Source organism: Albirhodobacter sp. R86504 (assembly GCF_042466415.1).
Classification (GTDB): domain Bacteria; phylum Pseudomonadota; class Alphaproteobacteria; order Rhodobacterales; family Rhodobacteraceae; genus Albirhodobacter.
In genome coordinates, this window is the sequence record NZ_JAXHCH010000002.1 from 1,141,142 (window position 1) to 1,160,342 (window position 19,201).

17 protein-coding genes are annotated in these 19,201 nt (G+C 59.2%); 15 read left to right on the top strand and 2 right to left on the bottom strand.

The annotated features are described in order from the left end of the window. Positions 1-18 precede the first annotated feature (18 nt). Positions 19-924, bottom strand: coding sequence for a LysR family transcriptional regulator (locus SJY32_RS07555; protein WP_376873474.1), 906 nt, complete (start codon positions 922-924; stop codon positions 19-21). A 161-nt stretch (positions 925-1,085) separates the two neighbouring features. Here SJY32_RS07555 and atzF point away from each other — a divergent pair, with 161 nt between their 5' ends. The 12 genes from atzF (at position 1,086) to SJY32_RS07615 (ending at position 14,293) form a co-directional block, all read left to right on the top strand. Next, a complete protein-coding gene (atzF, locus tag SJY32_RS07560) occupies positions 1,086-2,882 on the top strand; it encodes an allophanate hydrolase (RefSeq protein ID WP_376873476.1) in 1,797 nt (598 codons plus the stop codon). Between the two features lie 423 nt (positions 2,883-3,305). Beyond that, positions 3,306-4,247, top strand: coding sequence for an ABC transporter substrate-binding protein (locus tag SJY32_RS07565; protein WP_376873478.1), 942 nt, complete (start codon positions 3,306-3,308; stop codon positions 4,245-4,247). A 79-nt stretch (positions 4,248-4,326) separates the two neighbouring features. Further along, on the top strand, positions 4,327-5,340 hold the full coding sequence (locus tag SJY32_RS07570) for a glycine betaine/L-proline ABC transporter ATP-binding protein (protein WP_376873480.1): 1,014 nt from the start codon (positions 4,327-4,329) through the stop codon (positions 5,338-5,340). A gap of 2 nt (positions 5,341-5,342) precedes the next feature. Further along, complete coding sequence (locus SJY32_RS07575) at positions 5,343-7,313, top strand: ABC transporter permease (RefSeq protein ID WP_376873482.1); 1,971 nt, start codon at positions 5,343-5,345, stop codon at positions 7,311-7,313. Between the two features lie 165 nt (positions 7,314-7,478). Then, positions 7,479-8,201, top strand: a complete 723-nt coding sequence (locus SJY32_RS07580; protein WP_376873483.1) for a GntR family transcriptional regulator — start codon at positions 7,479-7,481, stop codon at positions 8,199-8,201. A 229-nt stretch (positions 8,202-8,430) separates the two neighbouring features. Beyond that, a complete protein-coding gene (locus SJY32_RS07585) occupies positions 8,431-9,555 on the top strand; it encodes a PotD/PotF family extracellular solute-binding protein (RefSeq protein ID WP_376873485.1) in 1,125 nt (374 codons plus the stop codon). Next, positions 9,555-10,466 carry an ABC transporter permease gene (locus SJY32_RS07590; protein WP_376873487.1) on the top strand — a complete coding sequence of 304 codons (912 nt, stop codon included), beginning with the start codon at positions 9,555-9,557 and terminating at the stop codon, positions 10,464-10,466. The genes SJY32_RS07585 and SJY32_RS07590 overlap by 1 nt, the downstream gene beginning before the upstream one ends. After that, positions 10,463-11,257: an ABC transporter permease gene (locus SJY32_RS07595; protein WP_376873489.1), complete on the top strand. Its 795-nt coding sequence runs from the start codon at positions 10,463-10,465 to the stop codon at positions 11,255-11,257. Before SJY32_RS07590 ends, SJY32_RS07595 begins: the two co-directional genes overlap by 4 nt. Then, positions 11,254-12,372 carry an ABC transporter ATP-binding protein gene (locus SJY32_RS07600; RefSeq protein ID WP_376873491.1) on the top strand — a complete coding sequence of 373 codons (1,119 nt, stop codon included), beginning with the start codon at positions 11,254-11,256 and terminating at the stop codon, positions 12,370-12,372. Before SJY32_RS07595 ends, SJY32_RS07600 begins: the two co-directional genes overlap by 4 nt. A gap of 9 nt (positions 12,373-12,381) precedes the next feature. Further along, positions 12,382-12,876, top strand: coding sequence for a nucleoside deaminase (locus SJY32_RS07605; RefSeq protein WP_376873493.1), 495 nt, complete (start codon positions 12,382-12,384; stop codon positions 12,874-12,876). 38 nt (positions 12,877-12,914) lie between these two features. Next, positions 12,915-13,556 (top strand): flavin reductase family protein, encoded by a 642-nt coding sequence (locus SJY32_RS07610; protein WP_376873495.1) that lies wholly within the window; start codon positions 12,915-12,917, stop codon positions 13,554-13,556. After that, a complete protein-coding gene (locus tag SJY32_RS07615; RefSeq protein ID WP_376873497.1) occupies positions 13,547-14,293 on the top strand; it encodes an aspartate/glutamate racemase family protein in 747 nt (248 codons plus the stop codon). Before SJY32_RS07610 ends, SJY32_RS07615 begins: the two co-directional genes overlap by 10 nt. Before the next feature lie 54 nt (positions 14,294-14,347). Here SJY32_RS07615 and SJY32_RS07620 read toward each other — a convergent pair whose 3' ends face one another. Continuing rightward, entirely contained in the window at positions 14,348-14,872 is a 525-nt protein-coding gene (locus tag SJY32_RS07620; RefSeq protein ID WP_376873499.1) for a hypothetical protein, read from the bottom strand. Between the two features lie 265 nt (positions 14,873-15,137). Between SJY32_RS07620 and SJY32_RS07625 the strand changes: the two genes are divergently transcribed. The 3 genes from SJY32_RS07625 (at position 15,138) to SJY32_RS07635 (ending at position 18,987) form a co-directional block, all read left to right on the top strand. Further along, positions 15,138-16,217 carry a LuxR C-terminal-related transcriptional regulator gene (locus SJY32_RS07625; RefSeq protein ID WP_376873501.1) on the top strand — a complete coding sequence of 360 codons (1,080 nt, stop codon included), beginning with the start codon at positions 15,138-15,140 and terminating at the stop codon, positions 16,215-16,217. A 122-nt stretch (positions 16,218-16,339) separates the two neighbouring features. Beyond that, the gene (locus tag SJY32_RS07630; protein ID WP_376873503.1) at positions 16,340-17,575 is read left to right on the top strand and encodes a putative DNA modification/repair radical SAM protein; all 1,236 of its coding nucleotides are present in this window, start codon (positions 16,340-16,342) and stop codon (positions 17,573-17,575) included. Beyond that, entirely contained in the window at positions 17,575-18,987 is a 1,413-nt protein-coding gene (locus SJY32_RS07635; protein WP_376873505.1) for a UdgX family uracil-DNA binding protein, read from the top strand. Before SJY32_RS07630 ends, SJY32_RS07635 begins: the two co-directional genes overlap by 1 nt. Positions 18,988-19,201 lie beyond the last annotated feature (214 nt).

The window sequence follows — 19,201 nt, forward strand, 5'->3', positions numbered from 1 at the left end:
GCTGCGGTTAACTCAGGGTCAAGCCTCGGCCGCCAATCCCTCCAAGGCACGTGATAACGTCATGCCAAATCGCGCGGAGGCCACCGGAAGCGTCCGCCCTCGCAATTGGCACAGCACCAGATTCCCTGCCGCAACATCCCGCACAGAGATCGGCCGCGATGTGAGGTCGACGCATCCTGTCATGTCGAGACCAATCGGGATCTGGAACGCAATCGCATTCTCATGGCGCACGTAGTGGCGCATGAATTCGAAGCTGTCGGATTTCGCAATAGGGCGCATCGGGCGCGATCCCCGCGCGGCCGCATCATCCAGCATTGCGCGCACGCCATACCGCCGCGAAGGGATCACATGCGGCTCATCAAGGCACTCGCGCAGGCGCACTTCAGATTTCGCGGCCAGCGGATGATCGCGCCGCATAATCGCATGAATAACCTGCGGGATGCGCATCAAAACATCCAGATCAACGAGATGCACAGGCTCGAACACCAGGGCGAGATCGCTTTTGAAGGTGGCAAGATCATGCTCCGCCGCCTCACGGTCCCGCACCTGCACGGAAAACGTCACTCCCGGATGCTCACGGCGATAGGCCGCGATATGTGCGGGCAGGAAATACGGGATGAGCGCTTGCGAACACGCGACGGTGACATGGCCGCGCCGCTCGCCAGACAGATCCGCCACTTGGCTGCGCACGCGGCGCAGATCTGACTCCTGCATCAAAAAATGCTGCATCAAAAGCTCGCCGGCCGGATTGAGGCGCACCCCGCGTGGCAAGCGCTCAAAAATTTCGCCGCCGAATTCCTCCTCAAACCGCTGAATCCGACGGTTGAGCGCAGAGGCGGTGATGTTCATATCATCCGCCGCCTTGCGAATGGAGCCTGCCCGCGCGACGCCCTCAATATACCGGAATGTCTGAAGATGTTTCATAGTTTGCCCGCCCCTAAACTTAGCGCTGCATTTTTTGCAGCGGTTTTGTGAATTCTTAGCATTTGAAATGCGCAGCACAACATCCGACCAGTAAGGAGCGAGCGGATGACACAGCGTCATGCGCCAGTTTTGCCCCGAGCTATTTGCGGAAGAACCCAAAGATGTCAGATATTCCAATGACCATTCCCGACTTGCACGCAGCTTACGCGCGTGGCGTGTCGCCCGTCGACGTCGTTGCGCAGGCCTATGAACGCCTTCGTTCGGTCAACGATCCATGCATCTTTCTGGCCCTGCAAACGCAAGAGCTGGCGCAGGAGGAGGCGCGCGCTTTAGGGGCGTTTGATCCGTCCAAGCCGCTTTGGGGTGTGCCTTTCGCCGTCAAAGACAATATCGATGTGGCAGGGTTTGAAACGACCGCAGGCTGCCCCGCCTACGCCTATACCCCGTCAAAAGATGCGTTTGTCATCGCCCAATTGCGCGCGGCGGGCGCAATTTTCATCGGCAAAACCAACCTCGATCAATTCGCCACCGGCCTCGTCGGGGTGCGCACGCCCTACGGCGCACCGCGCAACTCGATTGATCCAGACATCGTTCCGGGCGGATCCTCGGGCGGATCGGGCGTCGCAGTGGGACATGGGATCGTCGCTTTCTCGCTGGGCACGGACACCGCGGGATCGGGCCGTGTGCCCGCCGCCCTGAACAATATCGTGGGCCTGAAGCCCACCCTCGGCGCGCTGTCTGCCAGCGGTGTTGTCCCCGCGTGCAGGTCAGTTGAGACGATCTCGATCTTCGCCCTGACCGTCTCGGATGCCTATGCCGCGTTTCGCGTGGCCTGCGCGTATGACGCGGGCGATGCGTTCGCGCGCGCCGTGATCGCGCCTGAACTGCGCGCCCCCAAACCCAATCCGGTCATCGGCATCCCTTCCCCCGACACCATTCGATTTTCCGGCGACACCCTCCAAGAAGCCTCGTTTGACGCCGCCGTTCAACTGCTGCGCGCGCAAGGGGCGGAGATCCGAGAGATCGATTTCACCCCGCTCTACGATGTCGCCTCCATGCTCTATGAGGGCGCGTGGGTCGCCGAACGCTATACGGTGATTGAGGATTTGCTCGCAAACGACCCCGAGGCGATCCTGCCTGTGACCCGTCAGGTGATTTGCAAGGCCGAGGGCCTATCAGCCGCCGATGCCTTTCGGGGGATCTACAGGCTTAAAGAGCTCGCCCGCGTGGCGGAGCCCGTGTTAGCGGAGGTCGATCTGCTCTGTGTCCCCACGATCCCGACCTTCCACACCGTCAAAGAATTGGAGGCCGATCCGATCGGGCCAAATTCCGATTTCGGGACCTATACAAACTTCGTGAACCTGCTCAATATGTGCGGCATCGCGGTCCCCGTGCCGCGTCGCGCCGATGGACGTCCGGGAAGCGTCACCCTGCTGGCCAAGGCCGGTCAAGACGCCGAAATCGCCTCCCTCGCCCTGACTTTGGAGGCGGCCGGACATCGCACTCTCGGCGCAACGCCTTGGCAATTCAAACCGCCAGCCCCTCTCCCTAATGCGCATCAAGCCGGCCTGACCCTTGCGGTTTGCGGCGCGCATATGACGGGTTTGCCCCTGAACCATCAGCTCACCGACCGGAACGCGGTCTATCTCGGGACGGCCCAAACCAACGACAGCTATCGCTTCTATGCGCTTGCAGGAGGGCCGCCCGCCCGCCCCGGATTGGTGCGCGGCGAGGCCGGATCAGGCGCGAGCATCGCGGTCGAGCTTTGGTCGCTGCCGTTTGAACATGTCGGTAGTTTCTTGAGCGGCATCCCTTCGCCCTTAGGCCTTGGCACGATCGATCTTGCCGATGGCGGGCAGGTGCAAGGTTTCCTCTGCGAAGCGTTTGCAACCAGCGATGCGACAGACATCACCGCATTAGGCGATTGGCGGAGCTATCTCGCGCGCAGCGACAAATAACACGCTCTCGAGCCATAGCCCTATCGTCCAAGCCGCGGCCTACGCGGGATAACCATATTTGACCCGACATGACAGGCAGGGCGTCGTTGACGCGCTGCCTGATCAAACACGTATTTTCACGGCTAAGTCGCTAGCCCTCACGGACAAGAGCGACAACGGCTTGATACCCGAAGCCCGGTAGCACAGGCCAACTGTGCTCAATCGCCGCCTCGCAAGAGTGCTTATTCCCAGCGCATCATTTACGGCCGCCTGCGAGATAATTGCTGAATAATTAACAGATCTTCCAAATTCCCCCTCTCAGAAGAAATATTTTTGAGAAATTTTATTGACTGTAAGGAAACATCACAAAACGGTGAGTACAGCCGGTTTCAAGGCGGCGACCACCTCATTTGATGCCTGAAATCACATTGGGAGATAGACCACATGAAATATCTGACAACCGCACTCGCAACAGGGCTAATCGGGTTTGCTCCCGCTATGAGCTTTGCCGATAGTGAAGATCCGATCGTAATTCCGATCCATAACTGGTCGTCACAAATTGTGATGTCGAATGTCGTCGGGCAAATTTTCGAGGAAATGGGCCTCAATGTCGAATACGTAACCACCGATAGCCAAGCGGTCTATGAAGCGGTTCGCTTGGGCGATGTCACGTTGGAAATGGAAGTGTGGGAGGGCGCTTTCGGGGCCTCTTACCGCGCGGCCACGGACAAGGGCGGTATCGTCGATGCCGGCGACCATGACGCGGTCACACGCGAGGATTGGTGGTATCCGCTTTGGACAAAAGAAGCCTGCCCCGGATTGCCCGACTGGAAAGCCCTCAACGAATGCGCGGCCATTTTTGCAACGCCTGAAACCGGAAGCAAGGGTCGCTATCTCGACGGGCCCGTCGATTGGCTGAAACACGGCAAAGAGCGGGTCGATGCATTGGGCATGGATTTCGAAGTTATCAACGCAGGATCCGCCGCAGCAATCTGGGCGGAGATCGGGGCCGCGGAAGCCGCAAAGCGTCCTGTTGTAGTGTTCAACTGGACGCCTAACTTTGCAGAGGCGGTTTGGCCGGGAGAATTCGTCGAGTTCCCCGAATGGGAGGAAGGTTGCGACACGGATCCTGCCAAAGGCCCGAACCCCGATGCGCCGTATGATTGCGGCAATCCCGCGACGGGCTACCTCAAGAAAGCGGCATGGGATGGCATGGCAGAAAAATGGCCCGATGCTTACGCAACGCTTCAGAAAATTTCATTTACCAATCCGCAAATCGCATTGATGGCGAAATCGGTGGATGTGGACGAATTGGAGCCTGAAGAAGCTGCACGGCTTTGGATCAGCGAGAATGAGTCCATCTGGCGCCCGTGGACCGCGCAATAATCAGGCCAGTGACTGACAGCCAAAATTTACGTCCGGCCAAATGGGCCGGGCGTAGCTCCCTCAAAATGAAGGTTCACCCATGAGCGACACGGTAATTTCAGCAAAAAATGTCTGGAAAATCTTTGGGAACGACGCTGTCAGCTATCTCAAAAAGATGGATAAGGATCGTAGCTTTGCTGAGATCTGCGCGGATGGCTACATTCCGGGTGTGCGCGACGTGTCGATTGATGTGAAACGCGGCGAACTCCTCGTCATCATGGGGCTATCGGGATCGGGAAAATCAACGCTTGTGCGGTGCTTTTCGCGGCTTCATGACATCACGAGCGGCACGATTGAAGTCGACGGGCAAGATATCGGGGCCTTGTCTGAAAAAGAATTGATCGAGCTGCGCCGCAATAAAATGGGCATGGTCTTCCAATCCTTCGGCCTGCTCCCTCACCGCACCGTCTTGGAGAATATCGCCTTTCCAATGGAGATGCGCGGACAAGACCGCCACAGTCGTCGCGAACGTGCGATGGAGGTGATCAAACTTGTCGGGCTTGAAGGGCGCGAAGACTATTTCCCGCGCGAGCTCTCAGGCGGCCAGCAACAACGGGTGGGCATTGCCCGCAGCCTCGCGATTGAACCTGACATCTGGTTCCTGGATGAGCCGTTTTCGGCATTGGACCCGTTGATCCGCCGCGAAATGCAGGACGAGTTTTTGCGACTGCGTCAGATGATGGGCAAGACGATCGTTTTCATCACGCATGACTTCGATGAAGCGCTGCGCCTCGCTGATCGGATTGCGATTATGAAAAACGGCGCTGTCGAGCAATGCGACACACCCGATCAGATCGTGCTCAATCCGGCCACCGACTATGTCGCCAAATTCACTGAGGAAATTGATAAGGCCCGTGTCGTGCATGCGGGAGGGCTGGTGCGTCCGGAGTTGGCGGCCTCGGGCGAGCCCGTGTTATTTGATGCCACCATTCGAGATCTGGCGAGGTTGCTCGTCCATGACACCCGAGATGCGATTCCGGTGATGAAAGCGGGAAACCTGATCGGCGCCATGGCCCGTCACGACGCCCTCGATATCTTGCTGAAAGCGCGCTGAAGATGAAAACAGCTCCCAGCATCGCCCGTCTCGGCACCCTTCCAGCGCGGCAGAAGATCGGACTTGGCCTGTTCGCCCTCGCGATCCTTCTCTCCAGTCTCCACGCCTCCGGGGCCCTGCCTGCATGGCTGCACCGTGTGCCCGAAACCGCAATCCCTCCCTTCGCGATCTGGCTGGATACGGTGTTTAACTACGTGAAAGATGATCTGGGGCTGCTTACGCTCACGCGTTTCCTGACGGGCGGATTGGAGTTTGTTCTCGATATGACGGGAAACCTTCTCTACGGCAAACGCCGCTGGCCCTTCCTTGGGCCTATTCCGTGGAGCGCGATCGCGGCCTGCGCAGCGATTGCGGGCTATTACTTGGGAGGCTGGCGGATCGCCGCCTTGGCGGGCGGGACATTCGTGTGGACGGCGCTCATCGGGCAATGGGATATCGCGATGGAGACAATGTCGGTGCTGATCATCGCCGTGCCTTTGGCGGCCGCAATCGGGCTTATTTTGGGGATACTCGCTTGGAAAGCCCCCCTGTTCTACCGCCTGATCCGGCCGCTTCTCGCAGTTTTGCAAACGCTGCCATTCTTCACCTATCTGCTCCCTGCGGTCATCTTCTTCAAAGTCGGACCAACGGCGGGCGCGGTCGCGACAACGGTTTTCGCGATTCCGCCGATGATCTTGATGACAACTCTTGGCTTACAAAAAGTCTCATCCGAAATTGTCGAAGCCGGGAAAATGAACGGCTGCACGGGCTGGCAGATGCTGCGCCATGTCTACATTCCGGCGGCCCGCACCGAAATCCTTGTCGGCGTGAACCAAGTGATCATGCTTTGCCTGTCAATGGTGGTTTTGACGGCGTTCATCGGCATGCCGGGCCTTGGCGCGAAATTACTGGCAATGATGGGCAGCTTCAAAATCGGTCGGTCTTTCGAAATCGGCGTCACAATCGTGCTGCTAGCGATCACGCTGGACCGCATGTCAAAGGCGTGGGTGGCCAAATTACCGCAGCATCATGACCGCGGCACACCGCTTTACAGTCGCCATAGGTATAGCGTGATGGCCTTGGTCGCATTTGTCGGAGCCTTGGCTCTGTCACGTGTGATGCCCATTCTGTCAGAGATTGATCCTCAAAGCGCCTTGTCGAAAGGCACCGAAATCGATCGGATGATCAAAGGTCTATTGGCGATCGAATGGATTCAATCCGCAACCGGCGCGGTGCGCTATGTCCTTAACGTCTGGATCCTCATCCCGTTCCGCGATGCTTTGCTGAGCATCCCGACCTCGGCCTTTATCCTTATCATCGGGGCCTTGGCCTTGACGGTTGCGGGCACATTGCAAGCGATCACCGTCATGGCGTTCTTTGGCCTGATTGCCCTGTCCGGCTGGTGGGATCGCTCGATTATCACGCTGTATTCTGTGCTGGCAGCGGTCTTTATCGCGTTAATCATCGGGATTCCTCTTGGGATTTTCGCGGCCCGAAACGAGGTCTCAGCCCGTCGGATGGTCCTCGTTTGCGATACTGCGCAAACCTTCCCGAGCTTCATCTATCTCATCCCCACCATCATGCTATTTGGGATCACCGCGACCTCGGTGGTATTATCCATCCTGATTTTCTCGATGGTTCCGCTGGTTCGTTACACGATTGAAGGGCTCCGCAATGTGCCCGAAGAACTGCGCGAAGCGGCAGATATGTCGGGTGCCACGCGGCGTCAAAAACTGTGGAATGTGGAGTTGCCGCTGGCTTTGCCGACGATGGCCGTCGGGTTTAATCAGGCCATCATGTTCGCATTCTTTATGGTCATCATCGCGGCTTTCATCGGCACGCAAGATCTCGGCCAGGAGTTGCAAAAAACGTTGGCGGGCGCGGATATGGGCAAAAACTTCGTGCTGGGAATCTGCGTCTCTTTGATGGCGCTGAGTTTCGATATGATCATCATGAAATGGTCCAATACGAAAAAAAAGAAATTGGGGTTGTAGCCTGACACCCTTGTCTCCGCCCCCCTTCTCAAGGCTCGGTCCGCTCTCCGCCTGTCAAAATGCGTGAAACCAACATGATATCGCGCAAACAACCACCACACCCCATTGACGGCAGGACTGCATACGCGATTATCACAACATCGCATACAAACGTTCGGAGACGAGATGAAACCCGCCGAGTCAGCCAAGGGCCCCGACAAAACCAAAAGCCTCAGCCGCACGGTGAAGGTTCAAGAAGCGCTCAGGCAGGCAATCATCGAGCAACGCCTAGCACCCGGGATGCGCCTCCCCGAAGACACCATAGGCGAGTCATTTGGCACGAGCCGGACCATCGCACGCGAGGCCTTGCAACGCCTCGCGGTTGAGGGGCTCGTCGAACTGCGCCCCAACCGCGGCGCATTTGTCGCCAATCCGTCCCTTGAAGAAGGGCGCGATGTTTTTGTCGTTCGGCATGGCTTGGAACGAATGGTTGTCAGGCACCTCGCGGGCAATCTCACGCCCTCGCAAATTAAGACACTCCGCGAGATGCTCCATCAAGAAGAGCTCGCCGCAGCACAAAATGAGGCCATGGCAATCCGTCTTGCGGGCGAGTTTCACCTGAAGCTCGCGGAGATGACGCATAACCATCTGTTGATCCGCTATCTGACCGAAACAATTTCGCGGTGTTCGCTCGTTTTGGCGATGTATGGTCGGCCCCATTCGGTGGATTGCGGGATCGAGGAACACAGGCAGATCATTGAGGCCCTCATTGCGGGCGATGTCGAGCGGTCGACAGGTTTGATGGAACATCATCTCGAAGAAGTCGCGGGCCGCGCCCTCTTGGAGCCACGCAAAACCGAGAGCTTGCAGGATGTACTATCGAGCTTCGCGGGCATGCTAGATTCGTAGATCAGCGTAAATATTGCATGCAATTTGACCACAAACCACATGCTATTTATTGCACGATACAGGAAAGATACGCCCAAACCGTCAGCATTTTGCCCCGAAAAGCGACCATTCATTGGACGAAATTAAAAAACACCGCCATATCGGCGCATTTCAGGCAGTTAATTCTCAGAAATCGAAGGCCATAGTGCATGCAATTTATATGCACCCATCCCGACAGGAGCTTTCGACAATGTCTTTCCGCCCCACCGATCTCAGCCGCCGCGGTTTCTTGCGCGCCGGCGCTGCTGCTTCCGCGCTGGCCGCAACCTCCGCGTGGTCTCCCGCCCATGCGCAAGAGCCGGAAGTGCTCAACTATCTCTCATGGCCCGGCAATGCAGACCCCTATCTCGTCTCAGAATTCGAGAAAGAGAACAATTGCAAGATCATGATCAAGGAATATGTCGGCGGCGATCAGATGCTCGCCGTGTTGAACCAATCGCCCGCCGGATCGTTTGATATGGTGATGGCGGATGCGGAATATATGCACCTGCTGCACGAGGCGGATTATCTGGAGGAACTCGACCCGAGCGATTACGCGCTCAACGATTTTTGGCCGGAATTCCAAAAGTTCCCCCTGCATCGGTTCGATGACAAGCTCTACGGCGTGATGACCGATTTCGGGTATCTGGGCCTGTCCTACAACACCGACCTCTACCGCCCCGAGGAGGTCGCCTCCTACGATGTGATGTGGTCGGATAAGGCGAAGGGTAAGGTCGGCTTCCTTGATTGGTATTTGCCGTCCATGGGCTGCGTCAGCTTGTCGGCCGGAAACACGCCGCCATTCGATCTATCGGAGGATGGGTTTGAGGCGATGAAGGACAAGCTGTTCTCGCTGCGCGATCAGGCCTCGGGATTCTACACAATTGCCGATATCTTCTCCAGCCTGCGCAACGGTCAGGCGCATTTGATCCCCGGGATCGGCGAATGGATCACCCTCGGCCTACGGATGGACGGCGCCCCCGTCGATACGGTCTTGCCCGAAGAAGGCGGCCTGCAATGGACGGAAAGCCTCTCGATCCTCAAAGGCACGAAAAAGCGCGATCTGGCGCGGAAGTTTATTCAATACACCACCTCCCCGCGCGGGCAGGTTCTGCAAGCGACCAAGGTGGACAACAAGAAATCGATCCCCTCGATGGCGGGTTGGAAATTGCTCAATGATACGATGCCGAAAGAGGCGGAAATTCTGCGAATGCAGTTTGATCAGCCCAATGTGATGGACGAATATAAGAAGGGCCGCATCCATTACCGCCAACTGCCCTCGATGCAGCCGATTGAAGATTGGAACGATCTGTGGTCCGATTTCAAGAGCGCATGATGCAGGCGCCCCAAACCACCACCAGACGGCCGCCATCGCGCGGCCGCCTCCCCGCCGCCAAAGCACTGCGGCGCGCGATCGGGCCAGTGGCATTGGGCCTGCCTGTCGCTCTCTGGCAGCTTTGCTTTTTCGTCCTCCCCCTCGGATTTTTGGGGGTGGTCACCTTCTGGCAAGTGCGCAACTATCGGCTTCAACCTGCGTTCATTCTGGATAATTGGGAACGCATCCTCGGGTCTTCGGCCTTTCAGCGCGCCTTCATCCATACCTTTAGCGTGGCCTCCACCGCGACCGTGCTCGCGTTGGTTTTTGCATGGCCCGCCGCGCAAACGATCGCCCTGCGCCTGAGCCCGCGCGCGCGCGACCGCTGGATCGCGTTTCTCATCCTGCCCGTCTTCTCAAGCTACATCCTGAAAATCTACGCATGGCAGGTGGTGCTCTCGCCCCAAGGGATCCTCAACAGCCTGCTGATCGCATCTGGCTTGCCTGCGCAAGATCTCTTGGGCGGCGCGCTCTCGTTGCAGATCGGCTATATGACCCTAACCCTCCCGATCGTGATCCTCATCCTGACCTTCGCCCTCATCGGCCTTGATCGCAGCCTGATTGAGGCCGCGCGGAACTTGGGGTGTAACGGGCCACGACTGATCACCTCCGTGTTGATCCCCGCCACCCGCCCCGGCATAGTCTTCGCCGCCAGCACCGCGTTTTTGCTCACGTTTGGCGATTACGGCAGCCCTGTTTTTCTGACCGGATCAAACCCGCCGACCCTCTCGATCCTGATCGTTGATACGATCAAATCAGGGTCACAATGGCCGCGCGCCTCGGTGATCGGCGTTATGATGCTCGCGCTCCCTGCCCTCGCCTTTCTCGGCTTGGCGTTTGCGCGGCGCCTTTTGAAAAAGGGCCAGCCATGAAACATCTTCCCTCGCTCGGCGCCGTGATGAGCACGCTCTACCTCGCCTGCCTCGCCCTTTTCATCGCCACGCCAATGCTCGTCATCATCGCGTTCAGCTTTGATGCAAACCGGTTCCCAACCCTGCCTTGGGGCGGTTTCAGCCTTGAGTGGCACATCGCAGCCCTCGCCGACCCGATGATCCTTGCCGCGCTTAAAAACTCCGCCATCGTCGGGCTGGGCACCGCCTCGCTCGCCACGGCTCTGGGCTTTTGCGCCGCCTATCTCGACTACCGCTACAGCTTTTTCGGCAAACGGACGCTGATGATTGCCGTGGCAATTCCCCCTGCGGTTCCGGTGGCGATTTTGGGGATGGCAATGCTTGCCTTCCTCTCGCGCACCCCGATTTTCGGCAGCGTGAGCGCGATCATCGTCAGCCACACGGCCATTGCGACCTCCTTCTCAATGGCGCTGATCCGGCTGCGCCTGACCGAACTCGGCCCCGATCTGGAACAGGCGGCGTGGAATTTGGGCGCAACCAGATTGCAGGCGATCGGGCGCGTTGTGTTGCCGTTTTGTCGCCCGTCGATCTTGGCCGCTTTCTTTCTCTCTGCGGCGGTCTCGTTTGATGAATTCATGGTGGCGTGGTTTGTCGGCGGCGTGAATGAGACCTTACCTGTCCGTATTCTCAATATGTTACAGGGCCAAGTTAATCCAAAAATCAACGCCATTGGCACAGTCGTCCTCATCATCAGTCTGACGCTTGTCATACTCGCGCAGCGGCTCGCACGCAGCGGAAAGGAAACCCGATGACCTCTCAATCCTATGTCAGCTTGCGCGATATCGACATGCGCTACCCCGGCCACCATGCCGTCAAAGGCATCAACCTTGACATCGAGGCAGGCGAATTCGTTGCGCTCATGGGCCCCTCGGGATGCGGAAAATCAACCACCTTGCGGATGATCGCAGGGCTGGAGACCCCGACCGGTGGCAAGATCACCATTGGCGGGCGCGATATGGCGGAGGTCTCCGCTGCGGAGCGCGACACGCCGATGGTCTGGCAAAGCCTCGCTTTATTTCCCTTCCTCTCGGTTGAGGACAATGTCGCCTTCCCGCTGCGCATGAAGGGCGTCCCGCCGAAATCCGCCCGCCTGCGCGCGAATGACTGGTTGGAGCGTCTGAACCTGAACGGGATGGGCAAACGCGCCGTCTCGCAACTCTCGGGCGGCCAGCGCCAGCGTGTCGCAATCGCGCGCGCTTTGGTGACCCAACCCTCGATAATTTTGCTGGACGAACCTCTCTCGGCGCTGGACGCGCATTTGCGGATCCATTTGCAAACCGAGCTGGCGCGATTGCACCGAGAGCTAAAGATCACCTTCATCTATGTCACCCATTCGCAATCCGAAGCCTTCGCGCTGGCCGACCGGATCGTTGTGATGTCGGACGGGATTATCGAGCAAGCCGGCCCGCCGCGCGAGGTCTACCGCGCCCCGCAAACGCCGTTTGTGGCCGAATTCATGGGGATGAACACGCTGCTCAAAGGGTCGGTGCGTGCGGTGACAGCCGACCACGCCCTCATCGACACAAGGGAAGGACAGATGCGCGTGCCGCTTGGCGCAGGACAAACGCCGCCCGAAATCGGCGCGACAGCCGGCTTCGTCATCGGCGCAGACCGCATCACGATGAGGCCGGTTGAGGCCCCCGCTGACCAAACATCTTTCCCCCAAGATCCTTTGGTCACGGGCGACGTGGTGGGGATGGATTTTGTCGGCTCGACCCAGACGATTTTCATCGCCTCCGATGCCGGCACAGAATTCCGCGTGCAACGATTGGAACATGCGTCAGAGGTTTTTCCCGTCCAACTCGGCAGCCGCGTCGCGTTGACATGGTCGCCCGATCACGCCTGGCTTTTGCCGCGCCTCAGTTAAGGATATCAGATGTATCAAGAACATTTCATGCGTCGCGCGATTGAAATATCCGCACAAGCCCTTGAAACCAAAGGCACCGAACCGTTCGGCGCAGTCGTTGTCAAAGACGGGCGGATCGTGGGTGAAGGGATCAACAGATCGCTGGAGAAATTCGATCCGACCTCGCATGGCGAGACGGAGGCGATCCGCGATGCTTGCCAGCGCCTGAAAACCGTCGATCTGCGCGGATGTGAGATCTACACCAGCTGCGAGCCCTGTGCGCTTTGTGTGGCCGCAATGGCCATCGCGGGGATCAGCAAAATGTATTACGCCGCCAACTTGAGCCAAAGCGACGCCGCGCTGCAAAACTTGCCCGAATCCAACCGTTTTCCGATCGATGTCAGCCTTCTGCGGCACGAATGCGGTCACACGTTAGGCGCGCGCCATATGCCGTCCGAGCAAGCACTGCCCGATGCGGCGATTGATGTGCTGCGGGCATGGGCCGCGCAACAAAGTAACGGCTAAGGCCGCATATATCGGGCCTCGGCCCAACGGAGCATAAAATGATCTATGATTTCAGTAACCTGCCTTCGCAGGATCGATACCGGCTGCTCTCTAACTTCGTGGGGCCGCGCCCTGTTGCCCTGATCACCACGCGCGATGCCGAGGGCCGCGCCAATGCCGCCCCGATGAGTTTTTTCAACGTCTTCTCCCATGATCCCGCGATTGTCGCAGTTGGCATTCAAGATCGCCCCGATGGCCGCACGAAAGATACGATGGCCAACCTGCGGGCGACGGGTGAATTCACCGCGCATATGGTTGATTTGCCAATGGCGGAGGCGATGCTGATCTGTGGCCTCGATTTGCCGCCCGAAATCGACGAGCTGGCCGCGGCCGGCCTCGCCTCGCGCAGCGGCGAGAAGACCAACGCGCCCGTTATCGAGACGGCACCAGTTGCGATGGAGTGCCGCGTCGAGCGTATGATCGAGTGGCCCGAACGTGCGATCATTCTGGGGGAAGTCGTCTCGATGCATATTCGCCCCGATTGCTTCGCGCCGGGCGGGCGATATGCAAACCCCGAGACATTCCAGCCGATCGCGCGTCTTCATGCCGATAACTATATCGTCGCGGATCGCCAGTTTGAGTTGGTCGCACCCGACCGCGATGCGGTGCTCAAAGCCGCCTTGGCGCAAACATGCGGATGACAGACATGCTGATCCACGTCATCAACCCGAATTCGACCGCCTCAATGACCGACGCTATCGCCAATGCCGCGCGTGGTGCGGCCGCGCCCGGTACGCGTCTGTTGGTGCAAAATCCAAAAGACAACCCGCCCAGCCTTGAGGGCGCCGCCGACGAGGCATTGGCCGTGCCCGCCATGCTGGCCGCTATTTCCGCCGCCGAACTTGAGGGCGCGCAGGCGCATGTGATTGCCTGTTTCGACGATCCCGGCCTGCATGCCGCCCGCGAGATCGCGACGAGGCCGGTGATTGGCCTGTGCCAAGCCGCGATCCAGACCGCGATGATTTTGGCGGGGCGGTTCACGATCATCACCACCCTTCCCCGCGCCATTCCCCGTATCGAAGACCTCGCCGCGCGCTACGGCGCTGGCCGGACCTGCGCGGGTGTGCGCGCAATCGACTGCCCCGTTCTTGGCCTCGAAGAAAACCCCGAAGCTGCCATTGAGGCGATGAGCGCCGAGATCACGCGCGCGAAGGTGCAAGACCGCGCCGAGGCAATCATCCTTGGCTGTGCCGGCATGGTGACACTGGGCGAACGGCTCGCCGCGCGCCATGACATCCCCGTTCTAGACGGTGTTTCCTGCGCGGTCCGTCTTGCGCAAGCGTTGGCGGGGGGCGGTGTTATGACATCGAAAATTGCGACCTACGCCCCGCCGCGCATGAAAACGCCCATTGCGTTCGCTCACCGCGTGATGCTCTGACCGCGTGAGAGGTGCGCGCATCACGCCCCAGTCCCGCGATGTCCAAAGCGCCCGTCACCGCGCGGCCGAGACCAGCTCGTTCAAGTGTTTTTCCATTCCGTGGAAATAGACATCGATCTCCAACGCCAGACCAAACTCGAACGCGTTGAGCTCGGAAGCGGTCCAGGGGTGGTCCTCGAGCTGGGCCAGGAACTCCAGCCGCCGTTGTTCCTCATCCGGATCGAGCGACAAAATTGCGGCGGCGCGCAGAAGGTCGATGCGCTTGTGAACCTCGCGCATCGCGGAGAAGGCTTCCATCATCACCGGCATCAAGCGTGGCTCGCTTTGCCATGATGTTCCGCCGAAGACTTCCTGAATGACACGGTTGCCCGCCCCCAAACAATCATAGGCGACACAGCCACGAAACCCGTCTTGCGCCAGCGTGTCGTGAATTTTGCACTTGTGCGTATCGAGGTTCCGACAGGGCTCGCACGGGTTTTTGTCAAACCCGAAATCCTCGCCTTTGTCGAATGCCAACATCACGCAGCAAAGCGCGGCGCAGCGCGAGCAATCTGTTTTCAGGCGATCAGGCTGAGACATTCTAACATCCGAGTGCAACGTGGCGCCCATCAGGGTGGGCTGTTCGGGGATATATCCCGCAAAACTCGGGTTGGCTACAAGGTGGAGCGCGCGATGATTTGGCATGGGCCGCTTTCTCGACCCGCTCCTTGGCTCCTTGCCCGCGCGGGTGAGGCCCGCTTGCACCGCCACACGCGGGCATACCGCAAAAGGTTGAACCATTTTACACAATTAGGTTAACCTTCCCCAAATTCATCCCATGCTAGGGTTTCTCATAACTGACACCTTGTCTCATCATGACATCTACGATGCAGCGCTGGACAAGTCGCTCTTCGATACGCTCCCGCAACGCTTGGCGCAGGAGATGGATGTTCCCTCGGCCATATTCTTCTGGCTTCATCCCGGAAATATGCAGGAAATCTCGGCGGGGACACAGCCCGAGGCCAATGCCGACTACATCGAAATCCTCGATCAAGATCCTTGGATGGCCGAGGTCAAGGACGAACACGCCAATATCGGCGCCTTCCGTCTTTCAAATCACGTCAGCGCCGACGCGTTCGAGAGGAGCGCGATGTACAACGAGATTACGCTCAAACACGGGCTGGACAGGTTCTGGTGTCTCGGCATGATCCAAGATACCCGTGATGGTCGCGTGGTGACCGCCTTTCACAAAGGCAAAAACGCGGGCGACTTCTCGGACCCTGAGGTGAGCTTCGTGAACCGTCACGCCCGCGATCTCGCGCGACTGCATTCGATCCGGCGCGAGCTGATCCGGAGCAACATCCATGACCTTGCGGCGACCGACCGCACGTTGCAAGGCGAGGTCCCGATCTTTGAGCTCGATTTTGAGGGGCGGCTCAAGCGGCTCAACGGGCTGGCGGAGGGATTGCTGCTGCGCCACCCGTTCTTGATCTTGCAGCACAGCGGCATCCTCGCGCTTGGCGGGCCCAAAATGCGATCCTTCCACGCCGCCGTCGCCCGCGCGACGGATGTTGAACATTCACAGGCCAACTGGCTCGACCTACCGCAGACGCGCGCAGATGATGGACGCGTGTTGCCGAGCTTACGGCTCAACTTCTTGCCCCAAAATACTGGCGGGCGGCGCGTGCTCGTGATTGTGACCACCGAAGACACGCGAGGGATTGGGAACGCTTTCGACGATCCGCAGGAAAAGATCCGGCTCACACCGCGAGAGCGCGACATCCTCAACGGCTTGATCAAAGGCCGCAGGCGCGATCAGCTTGCGCATGATCTGGGGGTGACAATCCCCACCGTGGATCTGCACAGCGGCAATCTACGCCGCAAACTCGGCGCCAATACGATGATGGAGGCCATCGCCAATGCCTTCAAAGCAGGCGTCTTGTAGCCTGCGGGACGCCAAACGAGCGAGGCGCAAGCGTGGCACGCTCACCGCGACGTGAAGCGAAATTTCATCCGCCACGGTTTTTTCCCGATGACATGCTCTATGTGAGAACATATAATGAACACATGGCAAAGCAAACACTCGATCAGAAACTGGCAATCCTCTCCGACGCGGCAAAATATGACGCGTCTTGCGCCTCCTCAGGCTCGACGACCCGCTCCTCTCGCGATGGCAAGGGGTTAGGCTCGAATGAAGGCAGCGGCATTTGCCACGCCTATACGCCGGACGGGCGCTGCATCAGCTTGCTCAAAATCCTGATGACGAATTTCTGCATCTACGATTGCTCTTACTGCATCAACCGCGCCTCCTCAAACGTGGATCGCGCGCGATTTTCAGTGGATGAGGTCGTCAAACTCACCATCGAGTTTTACCGCCGAAACTATATTGAGGGGCTATTTTTATCCTCTGGCGTGATCCGTTCGCCCGATGCGACCATGTCCGACATGGTGCAAATCGCGCGCAGATTGCGGCATGAGGAGAATTTCCGTGGCTATATCCACCTCAAAACCATCCCCGATGCCGCGCCGGAATTGATAGCGGAGGCGGGGCTATTGGCGGATCGGCTGTCGATCAATGTGGAATTGCCGACCGATTCCGCCGTCGAACAATACGCCCCCGAGAAGAAACCCGACCAAATCCGCAAAGTGATGGCCGATGTGCGCCTGCGCAAAGAGGCGGGGAAGGATGCCTCCTTCACCGGCAAGCGCCCGCCACGCTTTGCCCCCGCAGGCCAGTCCACGCAGATGATTATCGGCGCGGACGGATCGAATGACGCCACCGTCTTGGGCCAGTCAACGCGGCTTTATTCCAGTTACAAGCTGAAACGCGTCTACTATTCCGCCTTCTCGCCGATCCCCGACAGCACGGCCAAGCTGCCGCTGATCAAACCGCCGCTACAGCGCGAGCACCGCCTTTATCAGGCGGATTGGCTGTTGCGGTTTTACGATTTTCAACTCGACGAGATCACCTCCGTGACCCGCGACGGCAATCTCGATCTGGAGATTGATCCCAAGCTCGCTTGGGCGTTGTTGCATCGCGGCATCTTCCCGCTGGATGTGAACCGCGCAAGCCGCGAGATGCTGCTGCGGGTGCCGGGGTTTGGCGTCAAGACCGTCAACCGTATCCTCGCCACCCGCCGCCACCGCGTGTTGCGATATGAGGATTTGTTGCGCATGGGGGCGAGCATGACCAAATCGCGCGCCTTCATCACCGCAGGCGGGTGGAGCCCGGGCGCCCTGACCGATAGCGCCAATCTGCGGGCGCGGTTTGCCCCGCCGCCAGAGCAACTGACGTTGTTCTAATGGAACGGGTGACGATCCCCTCAATCGGGACCGATGTGGCATGGCGCGATGCGGCGCGGGACTTCTTGGCCGCTGGTGTGCCACCGCAAGATATTTTATGGGGCGGTCCGGCCGCCGCCCCCGACCTGTTCGCGACCCAAGCCGCGCCGCGCGCTGGCGCCGCGGTGACAGTCCCGCGGAGCTTCATTGCCTTGGCGCAATCCGTTGTGTGGCACAGTGATCCCGAACGCTTCGCCCGCCTCTACGCCTTTTTGTGGCGGCTGCGGGATGCGCCCCACCTCATGACGGACCGCGCGGATCGCGACCTCGCGCGGTTGCGCCAGATGGAAAAAGGCGTTCACCGATGCCAGCACAAGATGAAAGCCTTTGTGCGCTTTCGCGAGATCGGCGCCTCCGATGCGCCGCGCCGATCCTTCGCTGCGTGGTTCGAGCCCACGCATCACACCGTAGAGCCGACCGCCGATTTCTTCGTCCGGCGGTTTGGCGATATGGATTGGCGGATCGTGACGCCCGATGTCACCGCAACCTATGAAAACCGTCGCCTCACCTTCTCGGACGGACAAACAAAGCCCGACCTGCCCGAGGACGCGGGCGAGCAGCTGTGGATCACCTATTTCCAGAACATCTTTAACCCCGCGCGCCTCAAGATTAGCGCGATGCAATCCGAGATGCCGAAGAAATACTGGAAAAACTTGCCCGAAGCCGCCTCGATCGCGGAGATGATTGCCGGCGCGCCGTCCCGCGCGCGGGCAATGGCCGAGGCCGCCCCCACACTCCCCCCGCCCCGCATCGCGCAGGTGCAAGCCCAACTTGCCCGCTGCACCTCGGCGTGGGATGGCCCCAAAGAGGCCCTGCCCGCCGCGATTTCCGGCTGTCAGCGCTGTCCCTTGCACAAAAACGCTACGCAGGCCGTGCTGGGCGAAGGGCCGCGCGACGCGGAGTTGATGATTGTGGGGGAGCAACCCGGTGATCTTGAGGATCTCAACGGTAAGCCTTTCATCGGACCAGCGGGTCAATTATTCGATCAGATTGCCGCGCAGGCCGGATTGGATCGCACCTCCGCCTATGTCACCAATGCCGTGAAGCATTTCAAATTCGAGGCGCGTGGTAAGACGCGTGTGCATCAACGCCCCAGCACCTCGGAGATCGAGCATTGCCGTTGGTGGCTTGACGCGGAGCGCGCACAGCAAAAACCCAAGCGCCTGCTCGCCATGGGGGCGACGGCCGCCTATGCTTTGACGGGGAACGGAAAAGACCTTCTGGCAAGGCGCGGCAAGATTGAGCGCACTCTCGACGGCGAGCCCGTTTTCATCACGCTGCATCCCTCATACCTGTTGCGCCTGCCCGATCTCAACAAACGCCGCGATGCGACGGCGCTTTTTGCCGAGGATTTGCGCCGGATTGTGACCTGAAATCAGTGGCCCAAAGTCATTGGCCCGAGATCATTCGTCTGACACGTCCGACCTGCCCCTGACCGCCCAACTCATTCAGGGCCAGCTAAGACGCAGAATGTCGCGCGTTAGGGGGGCGCCGATCCGCCCGTAAGCCAGCGATCGCGCGCCTGAAAGGCTCCACGCGGCAATCGCTGGCTTGCCGATCGATGCGAGACCCCCGACGTCAGCCACA

Excerpts from the sequence above, each read along its gene's own strand:
- SJY32_RS07555 (WP_376873474.1), bottom strand. The coding sequence starts at position 924 with ATGAAACATCTTCAGACATTCCGGTATATTGAGGGCGTCGCGCGGGCA.
- atzF (WP_376873476.1), top strand. The coding sequence starts at position 1,086 with ATGTCAGATATTCCAATGACCATTCCCGACTTGCACGCAGCTTACGCG.
- SJY32_RS07565 (WP_376873478.1), top strand. The coding sequence starts at position 3,306 with ATGAAATATCTGACAACCGCACTCGCAACAGGGCTAATCGGGTTTGCT.
- SJY32_RS07570 (WP_376873480.1), top strand. The coding sequence starts at position 4,327 with ATGAGCGACACGGTAATTTCAGCAAAAAATGTCTGGAAAATCTTTGGG.
- SJY32_RS07575 (WP_376873482.1), top strand. The coding sequence starts at position 5,343 with ATGAAAACAGCTCCCAGCATCGCCCGTCTCGGCACCCTTCCAGCGCGG.
- SJY32_RS07580 (WP_376873483.1), top strand. The coding sequence starts at position 7,479 with ATGAAACCCGCCGAGTCAGCCAAGGGCCCCGACAAAACCAAAAGCCTC.
- SJY32_RS07585 (WP_376873485.1), top strand. The coding sequence starts at position 8,431 with ATGTCTTTCCGCCCCACCGATCTCAGCCGCCGCGGTTTCTTGCGCGCC.
- SJY32_RS07590 (WP_376873487.1), top strand. The coding sequence starts at position 9,555 with ATGCAGGCGCCCCAAACCACCACCAGACGGCCGCCATCGCGCGGCCGC.
- SJY32_RS07595 (WP_376873489.1), top strand. The coding sequence starts at position 10,463 with ATGAAACATCTTCCCTCGCTCGGCGCCGTGATGAGCACGCTCTACCTC.
- SJY32_RS07600 (WP_376873491.1), top strand. The coding sequence starts at position 11,254 with ATGACCTCTCAATCCTATGTCAGCTTGCGCGATATCGACATGCGCTAC.
- SJY32_RS07605 (WP_376873493.1), top strand. The coding sequence starts at position 12,382 with ATGTATCAAGAACATTTCATGCGTCGCGCGATTGAAATATCCGCACAA.
- SJY32_RS07610 (WP_376873495.1), top strand. The coding sequence starts at position 12,915 with ATGATCTATGATTTCAGTAACCTGCCTTCGCAGGATCGATACCGGCTG.
- SJY32_RS07615 (WP_376873497.1), top strand. The coding sequence starts at position 13,547 with ATGCGGATGACAGACATGCTGATCCACGTCATCAACCCGAATTCGACC.
- SJY32_RS07620 (WP_376873499.1), bottom strand. The coding sequence starts at position 14,872 with ATGTCTCAGCCTGATCGCCTGAAAACAGATTGCTCGCGCTGCGCCGCG.
- SJY32_RS07630 (WP_376873503.1), top strand. The coding sequence starts at position 16,340 with ATGGCAAAGCAAACACTCGATCAGAAACTGGCAATCCTCTCCGACGCG.
- SJY32_RS07635 (WP_376873505.1), top strand. The coding sequence starts at position 17,575 with ATGGAACGGGTGACGATCCCCTCAATCGGGACCGATGTGGCATGGCGC.